The following is a 25,277-nucleotide window of genomic DNA, read 5'->3' on the forward strand; positions in this document are numbered from 1 at the left end:
GCCGTCCTGGCCGGCGAAACCGAGCCGGCGGCTCGGGCGGTGGCGGCACGCGCCAGGCGCCCGGCGGACACAACTCCTCCATTCCGCCGGCCGGGTCGCCGCCGCGGCCCGCCGATCCGCCCGTCACCGGCTCCGTGCCCGGCGTTGTGGAGGAGTTGTGTCCGCCGGCAGGGCGAGGCCGGGCCGGCGGGCACCCGGGCAACGACCCACCCGGCGCTCAGCGCGCGCGGGCCGGCGAAGTCACCACGGAGCAAACCCGGCAATGGCGGCGACCACGCGCGACAGCGATGCGCGCGCATCTCCCCCGCCGGTGCGGAAGGATGGAGGGGCGGCCGCGCGGCCGTGCGCGATGCCGTCCGCGACTGCCGGCACCCTCGGAGTAGCCGTGACAGATCCGTTCGAGTACTCGCCCTGGGATTTCTGGCGCGACGCCGACCCGGAGGCGCGTAGCGCGCAAGAAGCGCTGCAGGCGCGGATGCTGGCGGAGCACCCGCAGTACCGGTTCGGAGCCCACTGCTTCGTGTCCGCGCTGGCTTCCGTCAACAACACGGCGCTGAGCCTCGGCGACCGTACCTACGTGGCCGCGGGCGCCTACCTGACGGACACGCTCGATGCCGGGGCGGACTGCAGCATCAACCCCTACACCGTCATCCGTGGGCGGGTGACCTTGGGCGACGGCGTCCGGATCGGAGCGCATACCTCGATCCTCGGGTTCAACCACACGATGGAACCCGACCTCGAAGTGTTCCGCCAGCCGCTCACCTCGCGAGGGATCACGGTGGGCGACGACGTCTGGATCGGCTCGCACGTGGTCGTGCTCGACGGCGTCACCGTCGGCGACAAGGCCGTGCTCGCCGCCGGCGCGATCGTGACCAAGGACGTTCCGGCCGGGGCTGTCGTCGGCGGCAACCCTGCGCGGTTGTTGAAGTGGCGCGTTCCCCCCGCCGAGACCGCGCCCAGCGAGACGCGCCCCGCCGCGCCCGAGCCTGCGACGCCCCTCGCTGCGCGGTTGAGCGCGTTCGGACTCCTCGCGAAGAGTGAGGCCCTCAGCATCCTGGATCGCTCGTGGAACGGTGATCTCGGCCTCTTCGTCGACCGCCCCGGAGCCCCGGTGACGGTGCGCGCCCAGACCGACGCGATCGAACTCGCTGACCTGCTGGTCGGCGCGGCTCCCCCGCAGGCGCCGCTCAGCGAGCAGGTGCAGCGCCTGCGCTCGTGGCAGGATCCGGCCACGGGGCTCGTCGCTCCCCTCGGCGCCGAAGGATCGATCAGCGCCGCGCCCGATGCGAGCGACCCCGACGCGGCCTACTCGGTGCTGAGCGTGGGCTACGCCCTGGCGCTGCTGGGCTCAGGGTTTCCGGCGCCGATCTCGCTCATCACGCAGGCCACCGCGGGCGGGATCGCGGAGTTCGTGGGCTCGCTCCCCTGGTCGAGCGATCCGTGGCACGCGGGGCACTGGGTCGACGCCCTCGGAACCGCACTCGTCTGGAGCCGCACCCGCGGCGACGTCGTGCCCGCCGGGGTCGACGATGCGCTCTTCGGCTGGCTGCTCACCCATGCTGACCCCGTCACCGGAATGTGGGGCCGCCCCGCCGCGGGCGATGACCTGCTGCTGCTCGTGAACGGGTTCTACCGCGCGTCGCGTGGCACGTTCGCCCAGTTCGGCCTGCCGATCCCTCACCCCGAACGCGTGATCGACACCGTGCTGCGCCATGCCGCAGACTTCCGCTACTTCGCCGCCGACGTCCGCGACGCGTGCAACGTGCTCGACGTGGCGCACCCGCTCTGGCTGACCCGCGCCACGGGGTACCGCTCGGACGAGGTGCGCCTGCTCGCCGAGCGGTTGCTCGACGACGCGCTCGAGACCTGGGTGCCCGGTGAAGGCTTCGCCTTCCGCGTGCCTTCGGCCTTCACCGTCGGGGCGGATGCTGCGACCCCCGGCCTGCAGGGGACCGAGATGTGGCTCGCCATCGTCTGGTACCTTGCCGACCTGCTGGGTCTCTCGAGCGCGCTCGGCTACCGCCCGAGAGGGGTCCACCGCCCGGAGCCGGCGCCGCTGCCCGACCGTCCCTGACGCCCGCGCCGGTATCCGCCGGACGCTCCACCCCGGACGCCCGCGCCGGCATCCACCCGGCGCCTGGTCACTCCTCGCGCGGACCGAGATCGGGTGAGGCCGCGAAGCGCGCCATCGGACCAGCGACGTGCTGCAGTTCGACCACCACCACGACGTTCTCGCCGGGCCGGGTGACCGGCTCCGGCACGAACAGCGTCCGCTGGGGGCCGTTGGCGGCGTAGCGACCGAGCAGGAACCCGTTGACGAAAGCGAAGCCGCGCCCCCACCCGGTGGTGTCGAGGAACAGGTCGGCCGGATGCTGCAGTCCAAAGCGAGCGCGGAGCAGTGCGGGTCCCGCGACGGGTCCGTCGACCAGGGTCGCCTCGTCGGCGTCGCGGACGGCCCGATCCAGCGCGTCCAGGTGGATCGGCGTCGCGGTCCACCCCTCGAGCGTGCGTCCGCCGAGCAGCGGGGTTCCGATCAGGCCCTTGTGTTCGCCGATGCGTACGTCGTAATTGACCCGCCCCTGCTCCTCCACGAGCAGCGACAGTGTGCGCCCAGCGGGGATGACCAGCTCGCGCTGCCGGGCGGTGCGCTCGATCGAGCCCACCGCCGTGCCGTCCACGCTGACCCGAGCGTGGTCGCGCACCTCGTCGAACTGCAGCAGCTGAGCTCCCGTCAGATCGGCCGGAAGCTCGGTGTCGTAACGCACGAGCGCGCCGAGGTGGCCGAGTTCTTCGAAGGTGGGTGCAGTGCGCCGCACCACCGCATCCGCGGGGTCGGACCATTCCACGCCCGTGACGATATCGAGTGGCGCGTTGATCTCGGGGGCCGAAGGCCGTGCCCCGGGTTGCTCCTCGGGAACGGGCGCGTAGCGCGCGATGACGTCGCGGAAGGCCTGATACTTCGCCGTCGGCGCACCCGTCTCGTCGAGGGGCGCGTCGTAGTCGTAGGAGGTGGTGATCGGCAGGTACCGACCCTTGTCGTTCGCCCCGTTCGTGAGGCCGAAGTTCGTGCCGCCGTGGAACATGTAGAAGTTGACCGATGCGCCCGCCGCGAGGAGCGCTTCGAGTTCCGCGGCCGAGTCGGCGGGGCTCGTGGTGTGATGGTGCCCGCCCCACCAGTCGAACCAGCCGTCCCAGAACTCCGCGCACATGAGGGGCCCGCTCGGCTGATGCTCGCGCAGCGTCGCCAGACGCTCCGTCGCGCGGGATCCGAACGAGCCGGTCAGGTGCAGTCCGGGCAGGCTGCCGTCCTCGAGCATCTGGGCCGTGGGCTGATCGATCGTGGTCAGCGGTACGGTGACGCCCGTCTCACGGGTGAGGTCGACGAGGGCACGCAGGTAGTCCTTGTCCCGCCCGTAGGCGCCGTATTCGTTCTCGATCTGCACGAGGATGACCGGTCCGCCCCGATCGATCTGGCGCGGCACGACGATGTCGTACACGCGGCGCAGGTAGGCGCCCACTTCGGCGAGGTACGTTGGGTCTGAGCGGCGCAGCCCGATGCCCGGCAGCGCGGTCAACCACACCGGGAGTCCCCCGTTGTGCCACTCGGCGCAGATGTACGGGCCGGGTCGCACGATCGCGTGCATCCCCTCGGCGGCGACGAGGTCGAGGAAGCGGCCGAGGTCGTTCGCGCCGTCGGTGAGCCACTCGCCCCTGCGCGGCTCGTGGGCGTTCCAGGCGACGTAGGTCTCGATCGTGTTGAGCCCCATCAACCGCGCCTTGCGGATGCGGTCGGCCCAGTGGTCGGGGTGCACGCGGAAGTAGTGCAGGGCTCCGGACAGGATGCGATGCGGTCGATCGTCGAGCAGGAAGTCGTGCTCGCCGATCTCGAACGAACTCACGCGTCCACACTCCGACCCGCGCTCCGACGTGCGTGGAGCACCTCGGCGAGGCGCGCGAGCTGGGTGGGATCCTCGAGGGCTGATCCGACCGCGGCCGCACGCACTCCGGCGTCGAGGAATGCGCTCACGTTGCCCGCGTCCAAGCCTCCGGTGGCGACGAAGCGCACGTCGGGGAACGGACCGCGCAGGTGGCGGAACCATCCGGTGCCGAGCCATTCGGCGGGGAACGCTTTCATCCAACGGAGACCGAGGGCGTAGGCCTGCTGCACCTCTCCGGGGGTGGCGACCCCCGGCAGCACGGGGAGCCCCGCCACTCGGGCCGCCTCGACGATCGCCGGATCGAACCCCGGCGACACGACGAACGAAGCCCCGGCGGCTGCGGCGACCGACACCTGCTCGACGGTGACGATCGTGCCCGCGCCGACGGTCTTGCCGCGCGCGGCGGCGCGGCGCACCACTTCGCGGAGGGCGACCTCATCGTCGGGGCTCTGCAGCGTGACCTCGACCGAGTCGATGCCGAGGTCCCACGCGGTCTCGGCCAGTTGCGCCGACCGCTCGGGACCGGTGCCGCGCAGGATCGCCATCAGCGGCGCGTCGGCGAAGGCGTGATCGAACCACGCGTTGGAGTCGGTCATTTCAGAACCCTTCCGTCGATGGAGTCGCCCACCGTCTGCAGTGTGAGCGCAGCGCGGGCGTGCCCGCTGCGCAGCCGGCCGTTCGGCGGGAGCGCCGTCAGCAGTGCGGCGAGGTAGCCGCCCGCGAAGGCGTCGCCGGCGCCGACCGCGTCGACCACGTCGACGCGGTGTGAGGGCTCGAACACGCGCGCGCCCCCGGCGAAGACGGTGGCGCCGATCTCGCCGTCCTTGACGATCAGCTCGCCCACCTCGGGGAAGTGACGGCGGATGTCTTCGTCGGTCGCCGTCGCCCAGAGCGCCTCGGCCTCGTCACGCCCCGTGAAGAGGATGTCGGCGCGGCGGGCCAGCGCGTCGAGGGCACGGGCCGCTTCACCCGGCGCCCAGAGCACCGGGCGGTGGTTCACGTCGATGCTCACGATCACCCCCGCGCGGCGCGCGCGGTCGATGAGCCGGTCGAGGAACCCTGCCGCGGTGTCGGAGATCGCGGCGGTGATGCCCGAGACGTGAACCACGTCGACCCCGTCGAACGAGACGCCGTCGGCGTCGAGGGCCGTGAGATGGGATGCTGCCGACCCTCGCCGGTAGTACACGACCCCGCGCCCCGGATCCTTGACGTAGAGCCCGGTGGGGTGGACGGCGTCGAAGATGACACTCGACACGTCGACGCCGCGTTCGACGAGCTGGCCGGCGACGCGACGGCCGAGAGCGTCGTCGCCGAGGCGGCTGAACCACCGACTGTCGTGCCCGAGGGCGGCGACGTGCGCCGCGACGTTGGACTCCGCGCCACCCGCGTCGACGAGGAACTCGTCGGCGTCGGCCACGGAACCGTCCGCGGGGGCGACCATCGCCATCGTCTCCCCGACCGCGAGCAGCGTGCCCCGCCGGGAGGAGGTCACCACGGGACTACCGCAATTCGGTGACGGGAGCAGCATCCATGTCGTCGAATGCCTGGTTCTCCCCCGCCATCGCCCAGACGAACGAGTACGCCGAGGTGCCGACGCCCGAGTGCAGCGACCAGCTCGGCGAGATGATCGCCTGACGGTCGGCCACGACGAGGTGCCGCGTCTCGTGACGCTCGCCCAGCAGGTGGATGACGCGGGCGTCCTCGGGAACGTCGAAGTAGAGGTAGCACTCGGTGCGGCGGTCGTGGGTGTGTGCCGGCATGGTGTTCCACATCGACCCGGGGTGCAGCTGGGTCACACCCATGACGATCTGGCAGGAGCGCACGCCGTTCTCGTGGATGTACTGGTTGAGCGTGCGACGGTTCGAGGTGAGCTGGTCGCCGAGTTCGCGCACCGTTCCCTCGCCCGGCGAGACCAGCGCGGCCGGGTAGGTGGTGTGAGCGGGCGCCGAGAAGAGGTAGAACTGTGCGCCCGTCTCGCCGTCGGCGTCGGCGAAAACGACGTCGCGGATGCCGCGCCCCAGGTACAGGCACGCGCCCGTGACGAGCGTGTAGACCTCGCCGTCAGCGGTGACGGTGCCCGTGCCGCCGACGTTGACGATGCCGAGCTCGCGGTGTTCCAGGAAGTACTCGCTGCGGATCTCGGGGTACCCGGGCAGGACGAGCTCGGCGCCCGCCGGAACGGCGCCGCCGAGCACGATGCGGTCGTGGTGGGTGTAGGTGACGGTGATCTCGCCCGGAACGAACACCTCGGGCACGAGGAACTGCGCGCGCAGCTCTTCGGTGTCCATGCCGGGGATCTGGGCGGGGTTGGTGGCGTAACGCTGCTGCATGACTGCTCCTGCGGGTCGGGGAGGTGAGGCGGGGGTCAACGGACGAGCCAGCCGCCGTCGACGGGGATGACCGTGCCGGTGACGTAGGCGGACGCTGCGGAGGCGAGGAAGACGAAGACACCCTGGAGGTCTGCGGGCTCGCCCCACCGTCCGGCGGGGATGCGGGCGACGATCGACTTCTCGCGCTCGACGTCGGCACGAAGGGCCGCGGTGTTGTCCGTCGCCATGTAGCCCGGGGCGACCGCGTTGACCGTGACGCCGGATGCCGCCCACTCGTTCGCGAGCGCCTTGGTGAGACCGGCGACGGCGTGCTTGGAGGCGGCATAGGCGGGCACGAGGATGCCGCCCTGGAACGACAGCATCGAGGCGACGTTGATGATGCGGCCCGAGCCCTGCGCGATCATGTGGCGACCGGCCGCCTGGGAGAGGTGGAACACGGCGTCGAGGTTCACGCGCAAGACGTCGTCCCAGTCGCCGGCCGGGTAGTCGACGGCGGGGGCGCGACGGATCGTTCCGGCGTTGTTCACGAGGATGTCCAGACCGCCGAGCTGCTCGATCACCTCGGTCACCGCCGAGGTGAGGTCCTCGGGCGATGCGGAGGCGAAATCACGCTGCAGCACGAGCACGCGGCGGCCGAGCGCGCGGATGGCGTCGGCGGTCTCGGACGCGTCGCCGCGGTCGAGCAGGGCGATATCGGCGCCGGCCTCGGCGAGAGCGATGGCCGCGCCCTGGCCGAGTCCGCGGCTGGTGCCGGTGACGAGCGCGACTCTGTCGTCGAGGCGGAAGGTGTCGAGGATCATGCGGGGGCCTCCGTGGGTGTGACGAGGGTGGGGGCGATGAAGGTGGTGGTGAGTTCGCCGATGCCGCTGATGCGCACCGTCACGGCGTCCCCCGGAGCGAGCGGCCGATGGTCGGACTGCGCTTCGGCGAGCTTCTGCGGCGTGCCGGTGGAGATCACATCGCCCGGCTCGAGGGTCATCACGGTGCTGAGGTAGTGCACGACGAAGGCGGCCGGGAAGATCGTCGTGCTCGTGGACTGCGAAACCGTCACGACGCCCTCGCGGACGACCTCGACGAGCAGGTCCTGCGGATCGTCGATCTCGTCGCGCGTGACGATCCAGGGACCCAGCGGCGCGAAGCCGTCGAAGCACTTGCCGAGAGCCCACTGGCTCTGGCGGCGCTGCCACGCCCGGTCGGAGACGTCGTTGAGGATCGTGTAGCCCGCGACGTGGTCGAGGGCGTCCTCGACCGAGACGTCGCGTGCCCGGCGCCCGATGACCAGGGCCAGCTCGCCCTCGTAGTCGACGTCGAGGGCCGCGTGGGCGATCTGCACCGCCTCGGCGGGACCGGCCAGGGTATTGGGGGTCTTGACGAAGACATCCGGGAAGTCGGGGTCGTTCGCCGTCGGATCGGTGCCGTCGGGCACGTGCCCGCGGTAGTTGTAGCCGAGGCACAGGATCTTCCCCGGCCGAACCGGCGCGAGCAGCTCCACGTCCGCGACCCCTAACGGGCCGCCCGATTCGGCCGCGGCGACGCGGTCGGCGGCTCGGGCGAGCGCGACGGGATCGGCCAGCAGCGGGGTCAGCTCCGCAGCATCCGCGATGCCGTCGAGGGGGACGATCCGCTCGTCGCCGACCACGGCGCCGGTGTGGATCCGGCCGTCGTGTCGGTAGGTCACGAGTCTCATCGGGTGCGCCTTTCCGCGTTGCGGGCGCTCACCAGTACGGCGTCCATTCGGGCTTCATCACGCGGGTGAGCGCCTCGAGGTAGAAGTAGTCGCCCCAGAGGCTCCCTTCGTCGACGCCGACGTTCTTCGGCAGGTCGTACACGCTGTGCAGGAGCAGGGCGTCGGAATCCTCCGGGCGCTCGGGGGTGTAATTCGCGATGAGCGAGGCGAGGATCTCGTCGGCCGCGGTCCGCGCGGCGGCGGCGCGCTGCGGGTCGGTCTCGACCTGCGACAGCTCTATCAGTCCGCACACCGCGATCGCCGCCGAGGAGCTGTCGCGCGGGGCGTCGCTGCCATCGGTGTACACGAGGTCCCAGAAGGGCACGCGGTCGGCGGGGAGGTGCGCGAGGAAGTAGTCGGCGGCCCGGCGGGATGCTTCCAGTAACTGCACGTCGCCGGTGTCGCGGTAGTTGAGCGCGAAGCCGTAGATGCCCCACGCCTGTCCGCGCGCCCAGATGGAGTCGTCGTGCGCGCCCTGCTCGGTCGCTCCGCGCAGCGCCTCGCCGGTCTCGGTGTCCCAGTAGAAGGTGTGGAACGTCGAGTCGTCGGGTCGGAGGATGTGCTCGCGCAGCTGCGCGGTGTGCCGGCGCACCGCCTCGGCGTAGATCGGCTCGCCGGTCTGCTGGCTCGCCCACGACAGCAGGGGCATGTTCATGAGGCTGTCGATGATGGTGCGCCCGCGCTGCGCGGGGTCGGTGAGGTCGCCCCACGCCTGGATGATGCCGGCCGGCTCGAGGAAGCGCAGCATGAGGTGATCGGCCGCGAGCAGCGAGGCCTGCTTCGCGCTCTCGTCGCCGAGCAGCCGCCAGGCGGGCACGGTGGTGAGGCTGTACAGGAACCCGATGTCGTGGGTGTCGAGGTCTTCGCCGTCGCGCACGCGACGCTCGAAGTCCGCGGCGTCCGCCTCGGCGGCCTCGCGGAAGAGCGGGTCGCCGGTGAGTTCCCATCCGAGCCAGCGCATGCCGGTCCAGAAGGTGGTGGTCCACCCGCGGTTGCCCCCCTCGGCGATGCCGTCGCCCGCGGGACGCGGGAGATAGCGCTCATCGACGGTGGTGTCACCGGGGAACACGGGACCGAAGGTCTCGATGTTGCGACGCACGGTGGCCAGGGCCGCAGCGAGAGCGGTCTCGACCGTGCGCGTCAGGGCGCCCGACAGTGGCGGGGAAGTCGTCATGATGTGGGGGTCCTTCAGATTGGTGCGCAGGCGCGACGAAGTGGGTCGGATCCGGACGCGCTCACGCGGCCGGAGCATCCTCGAGATCGAGGACCGGCCGAAGAGTGAAGCGGGCGTTCGTCCAGGCGAAGTACAGGGCAGCGGATGCTGTGATGCCCAGCGCGATCGCCGGGGCGGTCGTGAACAGCGCCGCCTGGGCGCCGACGGCAAAGAGCGAGAGGGCAGTGAAGTACCAGCGCTTGAGCGACAGGTAGGCGCTCGCCCGCAGGACGTCGGCCCAGCGGGCGGTGGGCACCTCGGCCAGGGCGACGAGCGCGATGAGCCCGACCGCCACCGCGATGACCACGGCGACTCCGAGCATCGGCACGAGCAGGACGCCGACGTCGGAGTTCGACACCGCCCGCACGTCGATCAGCGCGATGACGACCACTGCGGTGACCGTGACACCCAGCACGAGGGCGCGAAGCCCCGTGTCGCGCAGGCCCGCCACGAACGCGCGGATCGGGGTGCGTCCGGCCTCGTCGTACTCGCGGAAGGCGCGGAACGCCGCCGCGATCCCGGGGGCGCAGAGCGGGGCGGTGACCGCGAGCAGCGGCCACGACAGCGCCGGGTCGGTCGTGACGAGAGCCACGACGAAGGGCAGGCACGCCACCACCAGCGAGACGTTGACGATGAGGAACAGGTAGACCATGCCGATGATGGCGGCGTAGGTGTCGTGCGAGATGCGCTTCATGACCTCAGCCCTTCAGCCCGCTCGTGGCGAGACCCTCGACGAAGTACTTCTGTCCGAGCATGAAGATGATCGCGATGGGTAGCACCGAGATCACGAGTCCCGCGAACAGCAGGGCGTAGTTCGTGTCGTAGAGGTTGCTGACGAAGCCCTTGAGGCCGAGCTGGATCGTCCAGAGCGCGGGGTCGCGCAGGTAGATCAGCGGGCCGAGGTAGTCGTTCCACGTGGTCGTGAAGGTCAGCAGCGACAGGCTCGCGATCGCGGGCACGGACAGGGGAAGCATGATGCGACGCCAGATGCCGTATTCGCTGAGGCCGTCGATGCGCGCAGCCTCGGAGAGCTCCTCGGGGATGGTCTCGTAGTACTGCTTCATCAAGAACACCCCGAAGGCGCCGAACGCCTGCAGCAGGATGATGGCCCACAGCGTGTTGGACACCTTGAAGTTCGACAGCAGGATGAACTGCGGGATCATGTACGACTGCCACGGCACGGCGATCGTGCCGATGTACAGCAGGAAGAGCACGTCGCGACCGCGGAAGCGCATACGGGCGAAGCCATACGCGGCGAACGACCCCGTGAGCACCTGCAGGAACGTCACGACCACCGCGAGCAGCAGCGTGTTGCGGATCCACGTGAAGATGTCGGACTGGGTCCAGATCTCCGTGTAGTTACTCCACACGATGGTGTCGGGAAGCCACTTCACGGGGACCGAGAACACCTCGTTCGCCGATTTGAGCGAACTGAGCACCATCCAGACGAAGGGTGTGAGCAGGCCCACCGCGAAGATCGCGAGGGCGAGGTAGCCGGCCGCCCTCGCCGCGATCTGACGGGGCGTGCGAGCCGGTTTGTCGGCAGGACGGGGGGCGGGCTCTTCCGCGAGTCTGCGGAGAGCTCGGCGGTCGTCCGCGGGAACCAGGAGGTTGGACATCAGGCGCTCCGCTTCTTGTTCCAGAAGAACTGGATGACCGTCACGACGATGCACATGAAGAACAGCGCGACCGACGCGGCGGACGCGTAGCCGAACTGGTTCTCCTCGAAGCCCTTGCGGTAGATGAACTGCGACAGCACGAGCGTCGCCTGTCCCGGGCCGCCGTCGGTCATCACGAGGATGAGGTCGAAGATCTTGAACGAGTTGATCGTGAGCATCACGGTGACGAAGAACGTGGTCGGGCGAAGCGCCGGGAGCGTCACGTTCCAGAAGCGCTGCCACACGTTCGCGCCGTCCATGCGGGCGGCTTCGTGCAGCTCTCGCGGCACGGTCTGCAGCCCCGCGAGGAACAGGATCATGTAGTAGCCCATGTCTCGCCAGGTGCTGACGATCACGACGGCGGGCATGGCCCATTCCGGGGAGGTCAGCCAGCCGGGAGGGTTGGCGATGCCGACGAAACGGAGGGCTTCGTTGATGGGGCCGGAGTCGGGGCTGAACAACAGGTTCCAGACCACCGCGATCGCGACGATCGACGTGATGTAGGGGAAGAACGCCGCGGTGCGGAAGAACGCGACGCCGCGCAGCTTGTTGTTGAGCAGCAGCGCGAGTCCCAGCGAGACGACGAAGGTGAGCGGGATGTGCAGCACCGAGTAGTACAGCGTGTTGATGACGCTGACGCGGAAGCTGCCGTCGCCCAGGAGGCGCTCGAAGTTGGCGAAGCCGACCCAGTTGGCCGTGCCGAAGACGTTCCAGTTCGTCAGCGACATGTAGAACAGCACGCCGATGGGAACAAGCGTGAGCAGCCCGAACCCGAGGAAGTTGGGAAGGATGAAGCTCCACCCGATCAGGGTGTTGCGTCGGCGCAGCGCGTTTCTGCGGCGCTTCGGCGGAAGCGGAGCCGCGGCGGGGGCGGCTTGCTTCGGGGCGGTGATGGTCACCATGGGGGGCCTCCTGAAAGGGGCGGAAAGGGAGGGACGGTCGGCCCGGCCTCGACAGAAGCCGGGCCGACCATCGGAGGGTCAGTCGAGTCCGACCTCGCTGGCGACGCGGTCCTCCGCCTGGGTGACAGCGGAGCCGATGTCTTCGGATCCGCTCATCACGGCGGTGTGCAGGTCGAGCAGGATGCCCTGGATCGCCGTCGTCTTGCTCGACGTCGGGTTCTCCGGCTTGGTGTCGTGCTCGGAGAACGCGAACTTGCTCAGTTCGTCGGTGGGCGCGCCATCGACGGAGAAGTACGTGTCAACGACGGCGTCGTTCAGCAGCGCCGGCGTGATGCCGATGCCGGCGAGCAGGGTCGCCGCGTCCTCGCTCGCGGCGTACGCGAGGAAGTCTTTGGCGGCCTGGATCTTGGAGGAGTCGATGCCGGCGTTGATGCCGAAGCCCGCAGGATCGCCGAAGGTCACGGGCGTGTTGTCCATGCCGGTCGTCGAGGAATCCATCTGCGGCACCGGTGCGATGCCCCACTCGAAGTCGTCGGCGTCGCCCGAGGCCTGCTGCGCGAGCAGGGTCGCGACGTACCAGGTGCCCATGGGCATCATGGCCGCGTTCTGCTTGCCGAACTCGCCCTGGTAGGTGAGCTGGTTCGCGCCGCTGGTGTTGAAGTCGATCTGATCGCCGTCATCCTGCAGCGCAAGCACGTTCTCGTAGAACGGCTCCATGTAGCCGAAGTCGCCGCTCAGGATGTCGCCGTCCGCCTGCGCGCTGGCGAATCCCTGCACGGTCGACTGCCAGCGGTGCAGGTAGGCACCCTTGGCCGTTCCGGCGGAGGCGAGGCCTTCGGTCAGTTCTGCGGCGGCGTCGCCGTAGTCGTCCCATGTCCACGAGCCGTCAGGGTAGGCGACACCCGCCTGGTCGAACAGCGCCTTGTTGTAGAAGAGCACCCAGGAGTCCTGGCGGTAGGGCACCGCGTAGGTCTTCCCGTCGACCACGTAGGAGTCGGTGCCGCCCACGCCTTCGGGCACCTCGACGTCGGAGACGTCGAGCAGCTGTCCGCCCTCCTGGAAGGTCGTGACGAACTTGACCTCCTTCTGCGTGATGATGTCCGGGCCGGAGCCGGCAGCGAGGTCGGCGGTGAGAAGAGTGTTGTACTCGGCCGCGTCGTAGCCCTTGAGCTCGATGGTGACGTCGGGGTTCTCTTCGTGGAAGCCGTCGGCCAGCGCCTGGAACTCGGGGGTGGTGTCGAGGCTCCACCCGGACAGTGAGAGGGTGACGGGGCCATCGGGTTCGGTGGCGGCGCCGGAGCCACCGCTGCAGGCGGCGAGCGTGAGCGTGGCGGCGAGAGCCATGCCACCTGCTATCGCGAACTTGCGCTTCATGTCGTGCTACTCCTTTGTGATTGCAAGAGCCCTCCATCGGGCTCCATCGGGATACCGGCCCGCGCAGTGCTGCGGCCGGAGTTGGTGAGGACCGTGCGGGTCGAGGTGCCGTCGGGCCACTGGGCGTGAACGATCAGGGCGTCGGCGTCGACAACGCGGACGGTCGGGACGCTGTCGCCGACGAGTGCCCCCGTGAGTTCGAGCAGGGTCGCCGACCATTCGCCGGGCACGACCTGAAGCTCGACGAGGGGCACGCGGGCGTCGGGGCCGAGGGGGCTTGCATCGGCCCGGCGTGCGACCGCGGCCGAACCCTCGCCGAGGAGGAGGCGGGTGCTGCTGCGCACCCCGCTCGCGGCCACTTGGGCGGCGTCTCCGCTCGCCTCGTGGTCGACCTCGTCGGCGGCGACGGGCCAGCCTCCGACGCGCAGGCGTAACGACGCGGGGTCGATGCCCTCGCGCACCTCGTCGACGCGGACGAGGCGGAGTTCCCAGGGACCCCGGACGAGGGAGTGCACGGTGAGGCGTGCCACGGTCGTGACCTCGCCCTCGAGGCCCGAGCCGTGGCGCTGGGCGCTCGGGCGCGCATCGATCCAGTGCGCGGGCCACGTCGATGAGGCGACACCGACCTCGGTGTCCTCAGCATCCACTCTCACATCCAGGAGGTCCATCGCCGTCCGGTGCGTCGCGCGTCCGGCGGCGTCCACGAGGGCGACGGACTGCTCGAGCGGCTCTTCCCATGCCGCTTCGTCGGCCAGGGGGCTCGTCGCGGTCGAATAGCCGATGCGTGCGTAGAGGGGCGAATCCCCGGTGAGCGCGCCGGCCGGCGCGTGGTCGGTGCCGTGGTTGGCGATGCGCACGATCCCGTCCGCGCGGGTGGAGGAGACGACCCACCCGGCGGCGCGGATGGCGCGGATCCCGTCGCGCTCGGTGACCGGCAAGACCTCGGCGGGAGCGGACCACACCGGGTGGTCGGCGGGGAGGGCGACGCCCAGCAGGCCCTTCACAGCCCAGTACGGCGAGCCGGGGCCGGAGTACGACTGTGCGAGCGCCCGCCACGGGTGCCACCACCCGATCGAGAGCAGTCCGTCGTCATCGGGCGCGCCGTGGTCGGCGAAGTGCGAGACGATGCTGCCCGCCGCCACCCGCAGGCGGCCGAGCGAGACCGACGGCACCCCGGCGATGGCGCCGACCCAGAAGGGAGCGGCCGCGGCGAACCGGTAGATGAGGCTGCGGCCCTGCAGAAGCGGCGAGCCGTCAGCGCCGACGAGGGCGACGGCATCCTGCAGGTAACGGTCCAGGGCCGCGATGTCGGCGTCGGTGCGTCCGGCGGCGAGGTCGCTGGCGCCGTGCATCCGCGACCACAGCACGGGGTAGAGGTGCAGCGCCCAGCCGACGTAGTGATCGAACGAGCGCTCGAAGCCGTCCGACATCCAGCCGTCCTCGCGGACGAGCGCGTCGTGCAGGGCGAGGTCGTCGGCGATGTCTTCGGCCGACCAGGTGCCACCGACCGAGCGGAGGAACGTCTGCACCACGACGCGGAACCACAGCCAGTTGGTCTTCGGGTAGGTGTCGTCGCCGACGACGGGGGCGAGGTAGTCGATCACGCGGCCGCGGGTGAGCTCATCGAGGCGGTCCCAGATCCACGGGCGGGTCATGTCGAGGATGAGGGCGAGGGATGCCGCCTCCACCTTCGCCTGCGCGTGCTCCTCGAGGCGCACCCAGCGATCGGGCGCCTCGGGGTCGACGCCGGCGGTCACGCCGCGGCGGTAGAAGTCCGCGAGGTCGTCGAGTCCTTCGCCGTTCGCTCCGACGAGGCGGAACCCGGCGAGCAGGAAGGTGCGGGCGAAGCCCTCGAGGCCGTCGACCGCACGGCCGTAACCGCCCTCTGCGCCCGGGAAGACGATGCGGGCGTTGTTCTCGGAGGCGTGTGCTCGAGCGGCATCCAGCAGCCGGTCCGCATACTGGAGCCAGCGATCGCGGCTCCAGTCGGCGTCCTGAAGCTCGACGGCGTGCTCGGACAAATCGGATCTCCTTTGATTCGGCAGATCGCAGCGAAGCGACCGTTTTAGGAGAGTAACAACGCTTTTCGTTCATTGCAAGAACCGTTATGTATTGTTATGATCGTTTCTGATCGGTTTGGTGCACAGGGCACTCAACGAAGAGGAGGCCGTTCGTGAGCGATTCGCTGGCGCCGTCGTACCGCGGGCCGCTGGCCGAGCTGTTCGAGACGCAGCTCGGCGCCACTCCCGAGACCTGGGTCGGCGCGCTGGCCGCGGTCCTGGTGCCCGCAGACGACGCCTTCGTGTTCGCTCCCGCGACCGACCGCTCGGTGTGGGGCGAAGACGGCTCGGCCGACCCGGTGACCCGGCGGGCGATGATCGCCGCCGCGGACGCCGAAACCGATGCTCCCTGGCCGCTGCCGCTCGCCAGCACCGCCGCCCGCGTGCACCAGGACGGCAACCGGGACGCGTGGGAGCAGACTGCCTTCGCCCGCCAGTTCCGGCTCAGCCGCGCGGCCGTGGCGGCAGCATCCACCCTCGACAGGCGTCATCTCGCCGCCGCGGTGGACGGTGCCTGGCTGTTGAGCGAACAGAGTTCGTGGTGCTGGCCCGCCCATGACGATGCACGCGCCGAGCGCGGCAGCATCCTCCCCACCGTCACCTCGCCTTTTCTCGACCTCGGCGCGGGTGAGGCCGTCGGCCAGCTCGCCCACCTCGACCACCTGCTGGGCCCTCTCCTCGACGAGCATTACCCCGGTGTGCGCGAGCGCCTGCGACACGAAGCCCGCGTGCGCGTGCTCGACCCGTTCCAGCAGCGCCGGGACTGGCACTGGATCGGTCTCGACGGCGATGTGCACAACTGGAACCCCTGGATCCACGGCAACGTGCTCGCGGCCGCGCTGCGCTTCCTCGATCAGCCGGGGCAGGCAGACGAGCGGGCACGCGTCGTCGCTCTCGCGGTCGAGGGGCTCGACCGTTACGTCTCCTCGCTGCCGTCCGACGGGGCGATCGACGAGGGCTACGCCTACTGGTGGAACGGCGCGTGCCGCGCGCTCGAGGCGCTCGAGGTGCTGCGCGTGGCCACCGGCGGCGCCCTCGACGCCTCTTCGGTGCCGGCCCTGCGCGAAACGGTCGCCTTCCCCCACCGCTCGCACCTGGGCGGACGGTGGTATCTCAACCTCGCCGACGGCCAGGCCAGACCCCCGGTCGCGCAGCCGTGGCATGCCCTGCACCGCGCCGCGCGAGCGGTCGACGACCTCGATGCGCGAGCGCACGCCGCAGCGCACCGCGTGCCGGGCGGACCGGCGGCATCCGAGCTCGAAGGTCTCGGCCGGCTGTTGAGAGGCATGACGGATGCTGCCTGGCTCGACGCGGTCCCCGGAGCCTCTCCCCTGCCGCAGGACGTCTGGTGGCCGTCGACCGAGGTGCTGCTCGCACGGCAGTCGGGCGGCTCCCCTGACGGCCTCACCCTCGCCATCAAGGGCGGACACAACGGCGAGCACCACAACCACAACGATGTCGGCTCCTTCGTCGTGGCCTCCAACGGGGTGCCCGTCATCGTCGATGCGGGGCGGCCCACCTATACGCGCCAGACCTTCAGCCCCGAGCGGTACGAGATCTGGACGATGCAGAGCGGGTGGCACAACGTGCCCGTGCTCGACGGCATCGAGCAGAATCCCGGAGCCGACTTCGCCGCCGCCGACACCCAGGCGCGCGTCTCGCCCGCCGCGTCGAGCCTCGAGTTGGAACTCGTCGGCGCGTACCCGCCCACCGGCGTGACCTCGTGGCGGCGGACTGCGCGCCTCGACCGCACGCGCGCTCAGGTCGTGGTCGAGGACTCCTGGACGGGCGGGACGACGACCGCGGTGCGGATGCTGCTGGCCGGCCGCGTTCGCCAGGACGGCGACAGCGTCGTGGTGACACCTCTCGAGGACGCACCTCCGGTGCGGGTGAGGTGGCCCGCGGGCCTCGTCGCCCGGCTCGAACGCCGCGACCTCGACGATCCGATGCTGTCGGAGGTGTGGGGCGCCGACTTCACCCGCCTCGAGCTGCAGACCGAAGGTCGCGGCGAGGTGCGGATCACGGTAGACCTGGATCACGTCTCGGAGGGGGATCGATGACCGACTCGATTGCGCACGCACCCTTGGCGCCCGCGCGCCGGGCGCACGTGCTGGCGGCGCTCAACCGGGACGGCATCGTGCGCGTCTCCCAGCTCATGGAGGAGCTCGGGGTGGCTCCTGTCACGCTGCGACGCGATCTCGCGCAACTCGAGCAGGAGGGTCTGCTGATGCGGGTGCACGGCGGCGCAGTTCCCTCCGCCGCCGCACCGGAGCGCGGTGATGTCACGACCTCGGGCTCGGTGGCCGGAGGGCCCGGCCGTTCGACCGGGTCGATCGCGCTGCTCGTGCCGTCGCTCAACTACTACTGGCCCGGCGTCGTGCGCGGAGCCGAGACCGAGGCGAAGCGCTGGGGCATGGACATCGTGCTGCGCGGCGCCTCGTACGAGCTGCAGGACGAGCGGCCGGTGCTCGAACGCCTCGTGACCGTGGAGGGGGTGCGTGGCCTGATCGTCGCGCCGAACACCGACACCCCGCACGCGCAGGACGTCGTGCAGTGGCTCGCGGACTCGGGCAGTCCGAGCGTGCTCGTCGAGCGCGACGCCGTCAGCCTCCCCGCGGGCATCCCGGTCGAATCCGTCACCACCGACCACGCCCTCGGCGCCGTGCTCGCGGCCCGGCACCTCGCCTCTCTCGGGCATCGCCGGGTGGGCTTGATCATCTCGCGCAACTCCCCGACGTCGCGCAAGATCACCGCCGGATGGCAAGCGGCGTGCGCCGAGCTCGGACTCACCCCCACCGACCACTTCGAGTCGGTGCTGCCACCGCGCACGAGCCCGGATTTCTCGGCCTTCGTCGACGCGAGCCTCGACACGGCGCTCGCGAACAACATCACCGCGCTCGTCGTGCACTCCGACCCCGAGGCGATGGCGTTCGTCGACCTGGCCCTCAACCGGGGCATCTCGGTGCCGGGCGACCTGTCGATCGTGGCGTACGACGACGAAGTGGCCGAGCTCTTCACTCCTGCCCTGACCGCGGTGAGCCCCCCGCGGGCCGCCGTCGGGTCGGCGGCCGTCGACCTGCTGGCCCGCCGGATCGAGGATCCTTCCCGCCCGATCCACCGGGTGGTGCTGAGCCCGCGCTTGAACGTGCGCGGGTCCACCGCTCCCCCGCGGGAGCGCTGACCCGGGGATCCGACGCGGGCGTCAGAGCGTGTGCTCCCGGCCGGAGAGCCGGCCACGTGTGCGCATAACGGAGGAGATGTGCCGTCCGGAGGGCGTTTCCGCTCGAGAGGCCCTCCGGAGCGCACATCTCCTCCGTTATGCGCGGCCCCGCAGCATCCGTCCCCGGCTCGTCTCGCTGCGCTCGACCTCAGGGCTGAAGGCGGGCGCGCCAGGCATCCAACACCCGCGCGACGCTAGCGGTTTCGGCCCAGGTCATCTCGGGCACCTCGAGGCGGTGTTCGGCGATCGCGAGGCTCACCGCGTCGGCTTCGGCCGCCATCGGATCCACGGGCTCGTGCCGCACCACTTCCGCCTCGCGGGTGCCGCGGCGCAAGGTCAGCGTGGTCGCGCTGGAGCTCCGACTGCCCCAGACGTCGGGCACGTCGATGCGTCCCTCCGTGCCGCGCAGGTAGAGGCCGCGCCCGAGCGCCGCCACGATCGACGCGCTCACGTCCGCGGTCATTCCGCCGATGACCAGGCCCGCCACGGCGGTCTCGTCGACGGCTGCGACCTCGCCTCCGGCCTGAGCCACCGCCGGGGCCGCGATGCCGATCCCGGCCCAGGCCGCGATGCCCACCGCGAGTGAGACCGGGTACCCACCCGTGTCGAGGATCGCGCCGCCGCCCACCGCGGGATCGAACAGGCGCCCGTCGCGAGACGGAGCGGAGAAGCCGAAGGATGCTGCCGCATGCAGCGGGCGCCCGATGGCACCGTCCGCGACGAGGGCGCGCAGCGACGCCGCGAGCGGACCGAACCGATACTTGTACGCCTCGAGGAAGGGTCGACCGGCCGCGGCGGCCGCATCGAGCACACGGTCCGTGTCGACGGCGGCCGCGGTGGCGGGCTTCTCGCAGAGCACCGCCTTGCCCGCGGCGAGCGCGGCGACAGCCAGGTCGGCGTGGGTCGTGTGGACGGTGCCGATGTAGACCGCGTCCACGTCGTCGCGGTCGACGATCTCGGCGTACGAGCCGGTCACCGTCGCGCCGTGCTCGCTCGCGAACGCCGCAGCGCGGTCGGGCGAAGAGCTTCCGACCGCGTACAGCGCGCCGCGCGTCGCGTGGCGAAGAGCCCGCGCGAAATCCGCGCTGATCGCCCCCGGCCCGAGGATGCCCCACCTGGTCTGCGTCACCCGCGCACCGTATCAGGGCAGCTCCTCGCGTGAACTCCCCCGACAGCCCTCTTCCCCTGTCACGAACTGCCGGTCGGACCCGCGGCTCGTGACAGGGGAACAGGTCGAACCCTACTTCCGCACCACCACCCGGTGCGGAGCGGTGGTGGTCGCACCGGCCGCGTTCCGGAACTCCACTGTGTAGAGGTACTCGCCCCGGGGTTTGCCGGTCACGCTTAGCGTCGCCTTCTGCGCCCCCGGCGTAGCCGCGGTCAGCTCACCCGCCGCCACCTCGACCCCGTTCTCGAGGAAGCGGTACGAGGTCGCATTCGTCCCCCACCAGAGGTTCGCCGTCACCGTGTAGGCCCCGCCGCCTGACCAGTTGTCGTTCGAGAGCACGGGCAGGCCGGGCGAGGCGTCGGTCACGGTCACCGTCAGCGGACGGCTCTCCGTCGACCCCTTCGAGTTGACAAGAACGCCGACGAACTCGTACGTCCCGTTCGCGAGGGCCGCCACCTCGATGACCTTCCGCTGCGCCATGGGACTGGCGCTCGCCAGCGGAACCTTCGCAACCAGCTCACCGTCGCGGTAGAGCTTGAATAATCCGCCGTTGTCGCCCCACCACATGTCCATCGTCAGCTGGAACGTCCCGTCCTTCAGACCGGTGTCGTGCCCGTCGTTGGAGGAGAGAACCGGCGTTCCGGGAGCCCGGAAAGCGCCGTCGTTCTGCGGGACTTCAGGGACGGCGACGGGGGCCGATGCTGCCGACCTGGCACCCTCGCCGAGGGCGTTGAGCGCCGTCACGACGAAGCTGGCTGTCGCTCCGGGTTCGACTCCCGTGACAGTGCAGGCCGTTTCCGCGGCCGGCACCTCGCAGAGCGCCGTCTCGCCGTCTATCGCGTAGACGCGGTAGCCGGTAACGGGCGAGCCGCCATCGTCGGCCGGAGTCGACCAGCTCACGCGCACGTCCATCCCCGTCAGCAACGCCGAGACGCCGTTCGGCGCCTCGGGGGCCGTTGCGGGGGTCACGTCGGCGACGGCGAACCAGCTCAGCACCGGGTCGGCCGTGCCGGCGCCCCGGGCAGCCCGGAAGAGCACGGTCTGTTCCACATCGACCGTGAACACAAGAGTCGATGACCCCCGCGGCGACGCTCCCGAGAGAGATACCGGCGTCCCGGTCACGACCTCGTCGCCCACCGTGACGCTCGGCACCACCTGCCGAGTCACGCCCCACCACTCCCGGTAGCCCGACGTCAGCTCGTACTGCCCGGCGGGCAGCGTGAGCCGGTAGTCGATCGAGCTGCCGGCGCTGGCCCACCAGCCGGTGGTGGCGTACTTGTCGTAAGTTCCGGCCACGCGGCCCTTCGCTCCGACGAAACCCGCTCCGCTGTCGACCGGGTTCACCAGCCCCCAACCAGACGCTTCGTCGAAGCGACGATCGGCGACCTCGTTACGCAGCTCTCCCTGCTCGAGCGCCCGCACCGCGGCGTACGAGGGCGAATTAATGCCCGCGTTGTCGGCGTTGTCACCCTTCACTCCCGCGGCGTCCACGAAGTAGACGAGCTCCTCGGGCACGACCTCCACCGCGAGCGTCACCGTCGTCCCGCCTGCATTGCCGGTCACGATGCTGACCGCGTACGCCGTGTCGGTGGCGGGCGTGCCATTCCACGTGACCGGCACCTGCTGCTGCACACCGCTCAGGGTGGCGAGGGTCACGGTCGCCGGAAGCTCGGCCGCGTCCCCCTGCTCCACTGCGATCCGGTAGTCCTCGAGGGGCTGGTAGGCGACCTCGACGAGCGCGTCACGGGCCGCCGAAAGCGCAGCGGTCGCAGCATCCACTTCTTGCTGGGTCGCTGCGGGGTCATCGTTGACGGCCTTGCCCGCAAGTCCCACCTCTCGCAGGTTCTGCCACGACTCCGCCGTGTAGGCGCGTCGCGGCGACTCCTGCGTGAGGGCCAGCTGCTCGGCGAGCGCCGTACGGTCCACCGATTGCGCCGGTGCGTCGTTGATCGCCACCCAGCTCAGCGCGGGCGCTTCGGTGCCGCCCGCCCCCGATACCGAGAACGTGACCACCGTCTCCTCCGCGAGCGTAAAGCCTCCGCGCAACACCGCGGTCGTGTTGATCGCACCGCTGGTGAAGGTGTGCGTGCCGACGGGTACGGTAACGGCCGCTCCTCCGGCGTCGGTGTACTGAATCGTCGTGGTAGCACGGCGGCTGCGGTTAGCCCCCGGATTCCACCACTCGGTGTGACCGGAGGCCACCTGGTACTCGCCCGCGGGCAGGGTGAAGCGGTAAACGACGGGCACGTTCGGACCCGAGGAGTACCACCCGGTCTCGCGCGTCTTGTCGTACGGGTTCAGGTTCAACCGACCCTTGCCGTTGTAGGTGCCGACCCGACCCCACCCGCTCTCGGTGGTGAAGACGCCGTCCGCCGCGCCGTTGCGCAGCTCGTCACCGGAGGCGACCCTGACCGCGGGATACGCCACCGCGTCCGCGGGCGCGTTCGCGTCGACGAAGTACCGCAGACCCTCGGGGACCACCTCGACGTACGCACTGACGGCGAGCGCCGGATTGTCGGTGAAGACCCCGTCGACCTTGACCATGTCGTAGGCCGTCGCGAACTGCGCGGGTGTCGCCGTCCAAGTCACGGGCGCATCGATCTGCCCGCCCGTCTGGCTCGTCGCCCGCACCGTCTCGGGCAGGTCGGGCACCGTGCCCACCCTCGCCGTCAGCCGCGATGGCTGGCTGACGATCGAGATCGGCTTGCGCTCGGGCTCGACCGGCTCGGCGACACTGCCACCGCGCACGACATCGACACCGTCGAGCACGAAGGTGCCGCTGACCACGGTCACCGTCACGCGATGCGCCCCGTCGGTGAGTCCGCGCAGCCAGTACGAGGTCTGCCGGTTGCCCGTGCCGCCCACCGACACCGCCCGCGGCGGGTCATCGTCCACCACGATCGACAGCGATGCCGTCCCCGTCGCGCCGAGCAGGTTGAACCCGGTTCCCGTCATGTCGAAGGCGGCCGAGCGACCGGCGCTCAGCACGTGCTGCGTGCGGTTGAGGTGCGCGTAGCCGGCCTGGGTGAACGAGAACCCGTTCGGGTAGGTGATGCGCGAGTCCGCGTCATCGACCTTCTCCGAGGCCCAGGAGAGACCCTCGATCGGCGTCACCGCGAGGTTGTCGAACGAGGTGTTGTAGTACCCGCTCGACAGCGAGATGCGTCCCGCCATCGTCGGGTTGCCGGTCGTATCGGCGTAGGAGCCGAGTCGCTCGCCGTCGAGCGTGACCGAGATCACGTTCTCGCGCGCTTCCACGTCGAGGGTGTGCCACTGGTCGGGGTCGAACAGGAACACCGATCCCGACGCGACCGTGGTGCCCAGTTTGCGCAGCTCCCACCGGCCGTCGTCGTAGACCCGGGCGCTGTACGAGGCGAGGTCGCTGCCCTCGGCGACGACCTGACGCACGCCGACTCCGACGAAGTTCTCCAGCGACGCATCCCGAACCACCCCGTCGAGGCGGAAATCGACCGAGGCGGTGTAGTTCGTCCACGAGTGATCGCCCAACACCGTGGCCGGCTCTGCCGTCGAGGGGTTCCGCTGCGAGCCGTCGCCCCAGACGTTCCAGGTGTACCCGCGGTTGTCGGCGTGGATGCGTTGCTGCATCACGTTGCCGCGCTCGGTCTCGCCCGTGACGACCTCGAAGGCGCCGTTCTGGTCGGCCGTGTAGCGCGGTGAGCCGCCGCGGCGCTCCACGTAGTCCATCTCGACGCCGTTGACCGACTCGAGGCCGTACCCGTCGTACTCGTAGTCATCGGTGTACGGCAGGGGCAGGATGCTGTCGCTCGCGGGCGAGACGTATTCGCCGGGTGTGTAGGGCTCGGTCGAGCCGTGGACGCCGTCGGGAAGGGTAGACAGGGTCACGATCGAGTAGGGCTGCACCTGAACCCGGTAGACCTGATACTCGACGCCGTCGACGGTCTCGGTCCGGACGGGCACCACCTTGCCGATGTTCTGGAAGTAGTTCGCGTCGACCCCTTCGCCCGCGTCCGGCCCCCGGGTCTCCCACACCGCCAGCGGGGTGTCCGCGCCGGAATCGAGGTTCGCGACCTTGACTTCGAAGTTGCGCTGCGTGCGGGTGTTGTTGGCGTGCACCTGCGAGAACTCGGCGTCGGCGCCCGCGGCGACTTCGGCCTCGGGGGTCCGCAGGGTCAGGTACGTACGAGTGGAGCTGTCGACGTTCGTGCCACCGTCCCCCTTCGTGCCGTCGCCGTAGGAGGCGCCTTCGACGTACTCCCAGCCCTCCTCGATGAACTGCATGAAGTGGCGCACCATCGTCAGCCCCACTCCGCCCTCGTAATAGCCAGACCAGGGGTCGGAGGCGCGGATGAGGTTCTTGGGCGAGTACTGCGAGCCCTCGTACATCGCGCTCACGGCGGGCTGGAAGAGGAACGTCGTCATGTGAGCGGGATCGGGGTCCGAGCCGCTCCATCGGTACGCGTTGATGAACCGGTCGGCGATGTCGACGGCGCCCACGGTGCCGCCGATGCCGCCGCGGGCGGGATCGGCGTTGATCCGGTACTCGGGTTCGATCATGGGGCTCACTCCCTCGGAGTACAGCACCTCCATGCCGTACTCCTTGTTGAGGCGCGTGAGGCTCGCGTCCCCCGAGATGTCGTAGTGGTAGCCGACCGCGTCGACCTGTTCGAGCGCGCCCGGGCTGGCCAGGATCGCGCGAGAGACGGCGCCGACGTTGCGGTAGGAATCCAGCGCGACCATCTTGATGCGGCTGTAGTCGTAACGGGCACCCTCGGCTTCGGCGTCGCGCTCGAGGCGTTCGGCGAAGTCGACCGTCCACGCCAGCTCGGAGTTGATGTAGTTGGCGTGCACCTCGTTCTGCGAGGGGCTCAGGTAGTCGAACTCGACGCCGTATGTGTCGTACGCGGCGTCGATGGTCTCTTTGTACCACTGGTAGCGCAGGTCGCTGTTGCCCTGGGTCCACGAGGGCTCACCCCAACGCAGCGCCTCGACCTCAATGTCGGGGTTGATCGACTGCGCGTCGGCGATGAAGTGGAATCCGGCGCCCCGCAGGACGTTGGCAGGTTCATCGGCCGACCGTTTCGTGGCGGGCTCCGCGCCCGACGAGGTGTTGTTGTCCGCACCGAGCTCGACCTTGATGTGCTTGAGACCGGCACCGGTCTCGGGGTCGAACAGCAGGTGCATTATGCGCCAGTAGACCTCGGGCTGCTCTTCTTTATAATCCAGCAGCAGGTTGGAGGTGTTGTTGCACGACACCGAGCCGAAGCCGCCGAAGGTGTTGAAGGGAACGCCTTCCGCGTCACGCTCCACGTCGTCTCCGTCGACGAGCACCTCGGCCCACGCGGCCACGTCGTCATACGTCAGCGTCGGCAGTTCCGCGAAGCGCGCCGCCTCCGGGTCGGGCGCGGGCGCCGCGGCAGGCGGGATCTCCGCCGCGGTGGCGGGTGAGAAGGGGACCATAGATCCGGCCAAGACGATCACGGCGGCGCTGAGCGCTGCGGTGATCCGGCCCGATGACATCATTGCCATGCGGATTCCTCGTCGTTGATGAAGCCCGTGCAGGGGGTTCCTGCATGCAAGCACCCGGGCGCAGGATCCGACGAGGGATTCGAACACAAACGAACACACTCGAACGGAAACATTCGACCGAGACCGCCGTGACGTGACCTCTCCCTGCGACACTGGAGGCAGCTCGAACAGATTCGCCCC

The 25,277-nt window shown here is 70.1% G+C and carries 17 protein-coding genes; 3 read left to right on the forward strand and 14 right to left on the reverse strand.

The window, feature by feature from the left end; translation table 11 throughout:
* Nucleotides 1-385 precede the first annotated feature (385 nt).
* Entirely contained in the window at nucleotides 386-2,074 is a 1,689-nt protein-coding gene (locus tag ACFXP5_RS06785; protein ID WP_394544035.1) for an acyltransferase, read from the forward strand.
* A gap of 67 nt (nucleotides 2,075-2,141) precedes the next feature.
* On the opposite strand, the gene ACFXP5_RS06790 is transcribed toward ACFXP5_RS06785, so the two are convergent.
* The 12 genes from ACFXP5_RS06790 to ACFXP5_RS06845 all read right to left on the reverse strand — a co-directional run bounded on the left by ACFXP5_RS06790 (nucleotide 2,142) and on the right by ACFXP5_RS06845 (nucleotide 15,162).
* Nucleotides 2,142-3,899 (reverse strand): glycoside hydrolase family 35 protein, encoded by a 1,758-nt coding sequence (locus ACFXP5_RS06790; RefSeq protein ID WP_394529484.1) that lies wholly within the window; start codon nucleotides 3,897-3,899, stop codon nucleotides 2,142-2,144.
* A complete protein-coding gene (locus ACFXP5_RS06795; protein WP_394544036.1) occupies nucleotides 3,896-4,534 on the reverse strand; it encodes a bifunctional 4-hydroxy-2-oxoglutarate aldolase/2-dehydro-3-deoxy-phosphogluconate aldolase in 639 nt (212 codons plus the stop codon). Before ACFXP5_RS06795 ends, ACFXP5_RS06790 begins: the two co-directional genes overlap by 4 nt.
* Complete coding sequence (locus ACFXP5_RS06800; RefSeq protein ID WP_394529486.1) at nucleotides 4,531-5,433, reverse strand: sugar kinase; 903 nt, start codon at nucleotides 5,431-5,433, stop codon at nucleotides 4,531-4,533. Before ACFXP5_RS06800 ends, ACFXP5_RS06795 begins: the two co-directional genes overlap by 4 nt.
* Nucleotides 5,434-5,437: 4 nt before the next feature.
* The gene (gene kduI / locus ACFXP5_RS06805) at nucleotides 5,438-6,268 is read right to left on the reverse strand and encodes a 5-dehydro-4-deoxy-D-glucuronate isomerase (protein ID WP_394529487.1); all 831 of its coding nucleotides are present in this window, start codon (nucleotides 6,266-6,268) and stop codon (nucleotides 5,438-5,440) included.
* 35 nt (nucleotides 6,269-6,303) lie between these two features.
* Entirely contained in the window at nucleotides 6,304-7,068 is a 765-nt protein-coding gene (gene kduD, locus ACFXP5_RS06810) for a 2-dehydro-3-deoxy-D-gluconate 5-dehydrogenase KduD (RefSeq protein ID WP_394544037.1), read from the reverse strand.
* The gene (locus ACFXP5_RS06815) at nucleotides 7,065-7,955 is read right to left on the reverse strand and encodes a fumarylacetoacetate hydrolase family protein (RefSeq protein WP_394544038.1); all 891 of its coding nucleotides are present in this window, start codon (nucleotides 7,953-7,955) and stop codon (nucleotides 7,065-7,067) included. The genes kduD and ACFXP5_RS06815 overlap by 4 nt, the downstream gene beginning before the upstream one ends.
* 28 nt (nucleotides 7,956-7,983) lie before the next feature.
* Complete coding sequence (locus ACFXP5_RS06820; RefSeq protein ID WP_394544039.1) at nucleotides 7,984-9,168, reverse strand: glycoside hydrolase family 88 protein; 1,185 nt, start codon at nucleotides 9,166-9,168, stop codon at nucleotides 7,984-7,986.
* A 61-nt stretch (nucleotides 9,169-9,229) separates the two neighbouring features.
* Complete coding sequence (locus ACFXP5_RS06825; protein WP_394544040.1) at nucleotides 9,230-9,901, reverse strand: ferredoxin-NADPH reductase; 672 nt, start codon at nucleotides 9,899-9,901, stop codon at nucleotides 9,230-9,232.
* Nucleotides 9,902-9,905: 4 nt separating this feature from the next.
* Nucleotides 9,906-10,826 carry a carbohydrate ABC transporter permease gene (locus tag ACFXP5_RS06830; protein WP_394529492.1) on the reverse strand — a complete coding sequence of 307 codons (921 nt, stop codon included), beginning with the start codon at nucleotides 10,824-10,826 and terminating at the stop codon, nucleotides 9,906-9,908.
* Nucleotides 10,826-11,767 (reverse strand): carbohydrate ABC transporter permease, encoded by a 942-nt coding sequence (locus tag ACFXP5_RS06835; protein WP_394544041.1) that lies wholly within the window; start codon nucleotides 11,765-11,767, stop codon nucleotides 10,826-10,828. The genes ACFXP5_RS06830 and ACFXP5_RS06835 overlap by 1 nt, the downstream gene beginning before the upstream one ends.
* 78 nt (nucleotides 11,768-11,845) lie before the next feature.
* Nucleotides 11,846-13,141, reverse strand: a complete 1,296-nt coding sequence (locus ACFXP5_RS06840; protein WP_394529494.1) for an ABC transporter substrate-binding protein — start codon at nucleotides 13,139-13,141, stop codon at nucleotides 11,846-11,848.
* Nucleotides 13,138-15,162: a DUF2264 domain-containing protein gene (locus tag ACFXP5_RS06845; protein WP_394544042.1), complete on the reverse strand. Its 2,025-nt coding sequence runs from the start codon at nucleotides 15,160-15,162 to the stop codon at nucleotides 13,138-13,140. Before ACFXP5_RS06845 ends, ACFXP5_RS06840 begins: the two co-directional genes overlap by 4 nt.
* Nucleotides 15,163-15,314: 152 nt before the next feature.
* Between ACFXP5_RS06845 and ACFXP5_RS06850 the strand changes: the two genes are divergently transcribed.
* Together ACFXP5_RS06850 and ACFXP5_RS06855 are read left to right on the forward strand one after the other, a co-directional pair.
* Nucleotides 15,315-17,261 carry a heparinase II/III domain-containing protein gene (locus ACFXP5_RS06850; protein ID WP_394544043.1) on the forward strand — a complete coding sequence of 649 codons (1,947 nt, stop codon included), beginning with the start codon at nucleotides 15,315-15,317 and terminating at the stop codon, nucleotides 17,259-17,261.
* The gene (locus ACFXP5_RS06855; RefSeq protein WP_394544044.1) at nucleotides 17,258-18,382 is read left to right on the forward strand and encodes a substrate-binding domain-containing protein; all 1,125 of its coding nucleotides are present in this window, start codon (nucleotides 17,258-17,260) and stop codon (nucleotides 18,380-18,382) included. Before ACFXP5_RS06850 ends, ACFXP5_RS06855 begins: the two co-directional genes overlap by 4 nt.
* A gap of 187 nt (nucleotides 18,383-18,569) precedes the next feature.
* On the opposite strand, the gene ACFXP5_RS06860 is transcribed toward ACFXP5_RS06855, so the two are convergent.
* Entirely contained in the window at nucleotides 18,570-19,550 is a 981-nt protein-coding gene (locus tag ACFXP5_RS06860; protein WP_394544045.1) for a Gfo/Idh/MocA family protein, read from the reverse strand.
* 111 nt (nucleotides 19,551-19,661) lie between these two features.
* Nucleotides 19,662-25,097 carry a fibronectin type III domain-containing protein gene (locus ACFXP5_RS06865; RefSeq protein ID WP_394544046.1) on the reverse strand — a complete coding sequence of 1,812 codons (5,436 nt, stop codon included), beginning with the start codon at nucleotides 25,095-25,097 and terminating at the stop codon, nucleotides 19,662-19,664.
* Nucleotides 25,098-25,277 lie beyond the last annotated feature (180 nt).

The organism is Microbacterium hanjuni, assembly GCF_043556395.1.
GTDB lineage: Bacteria > Actinomycetota > Actinomycetes > Actinomycetales > Microbacteriaceae > Microbacterium.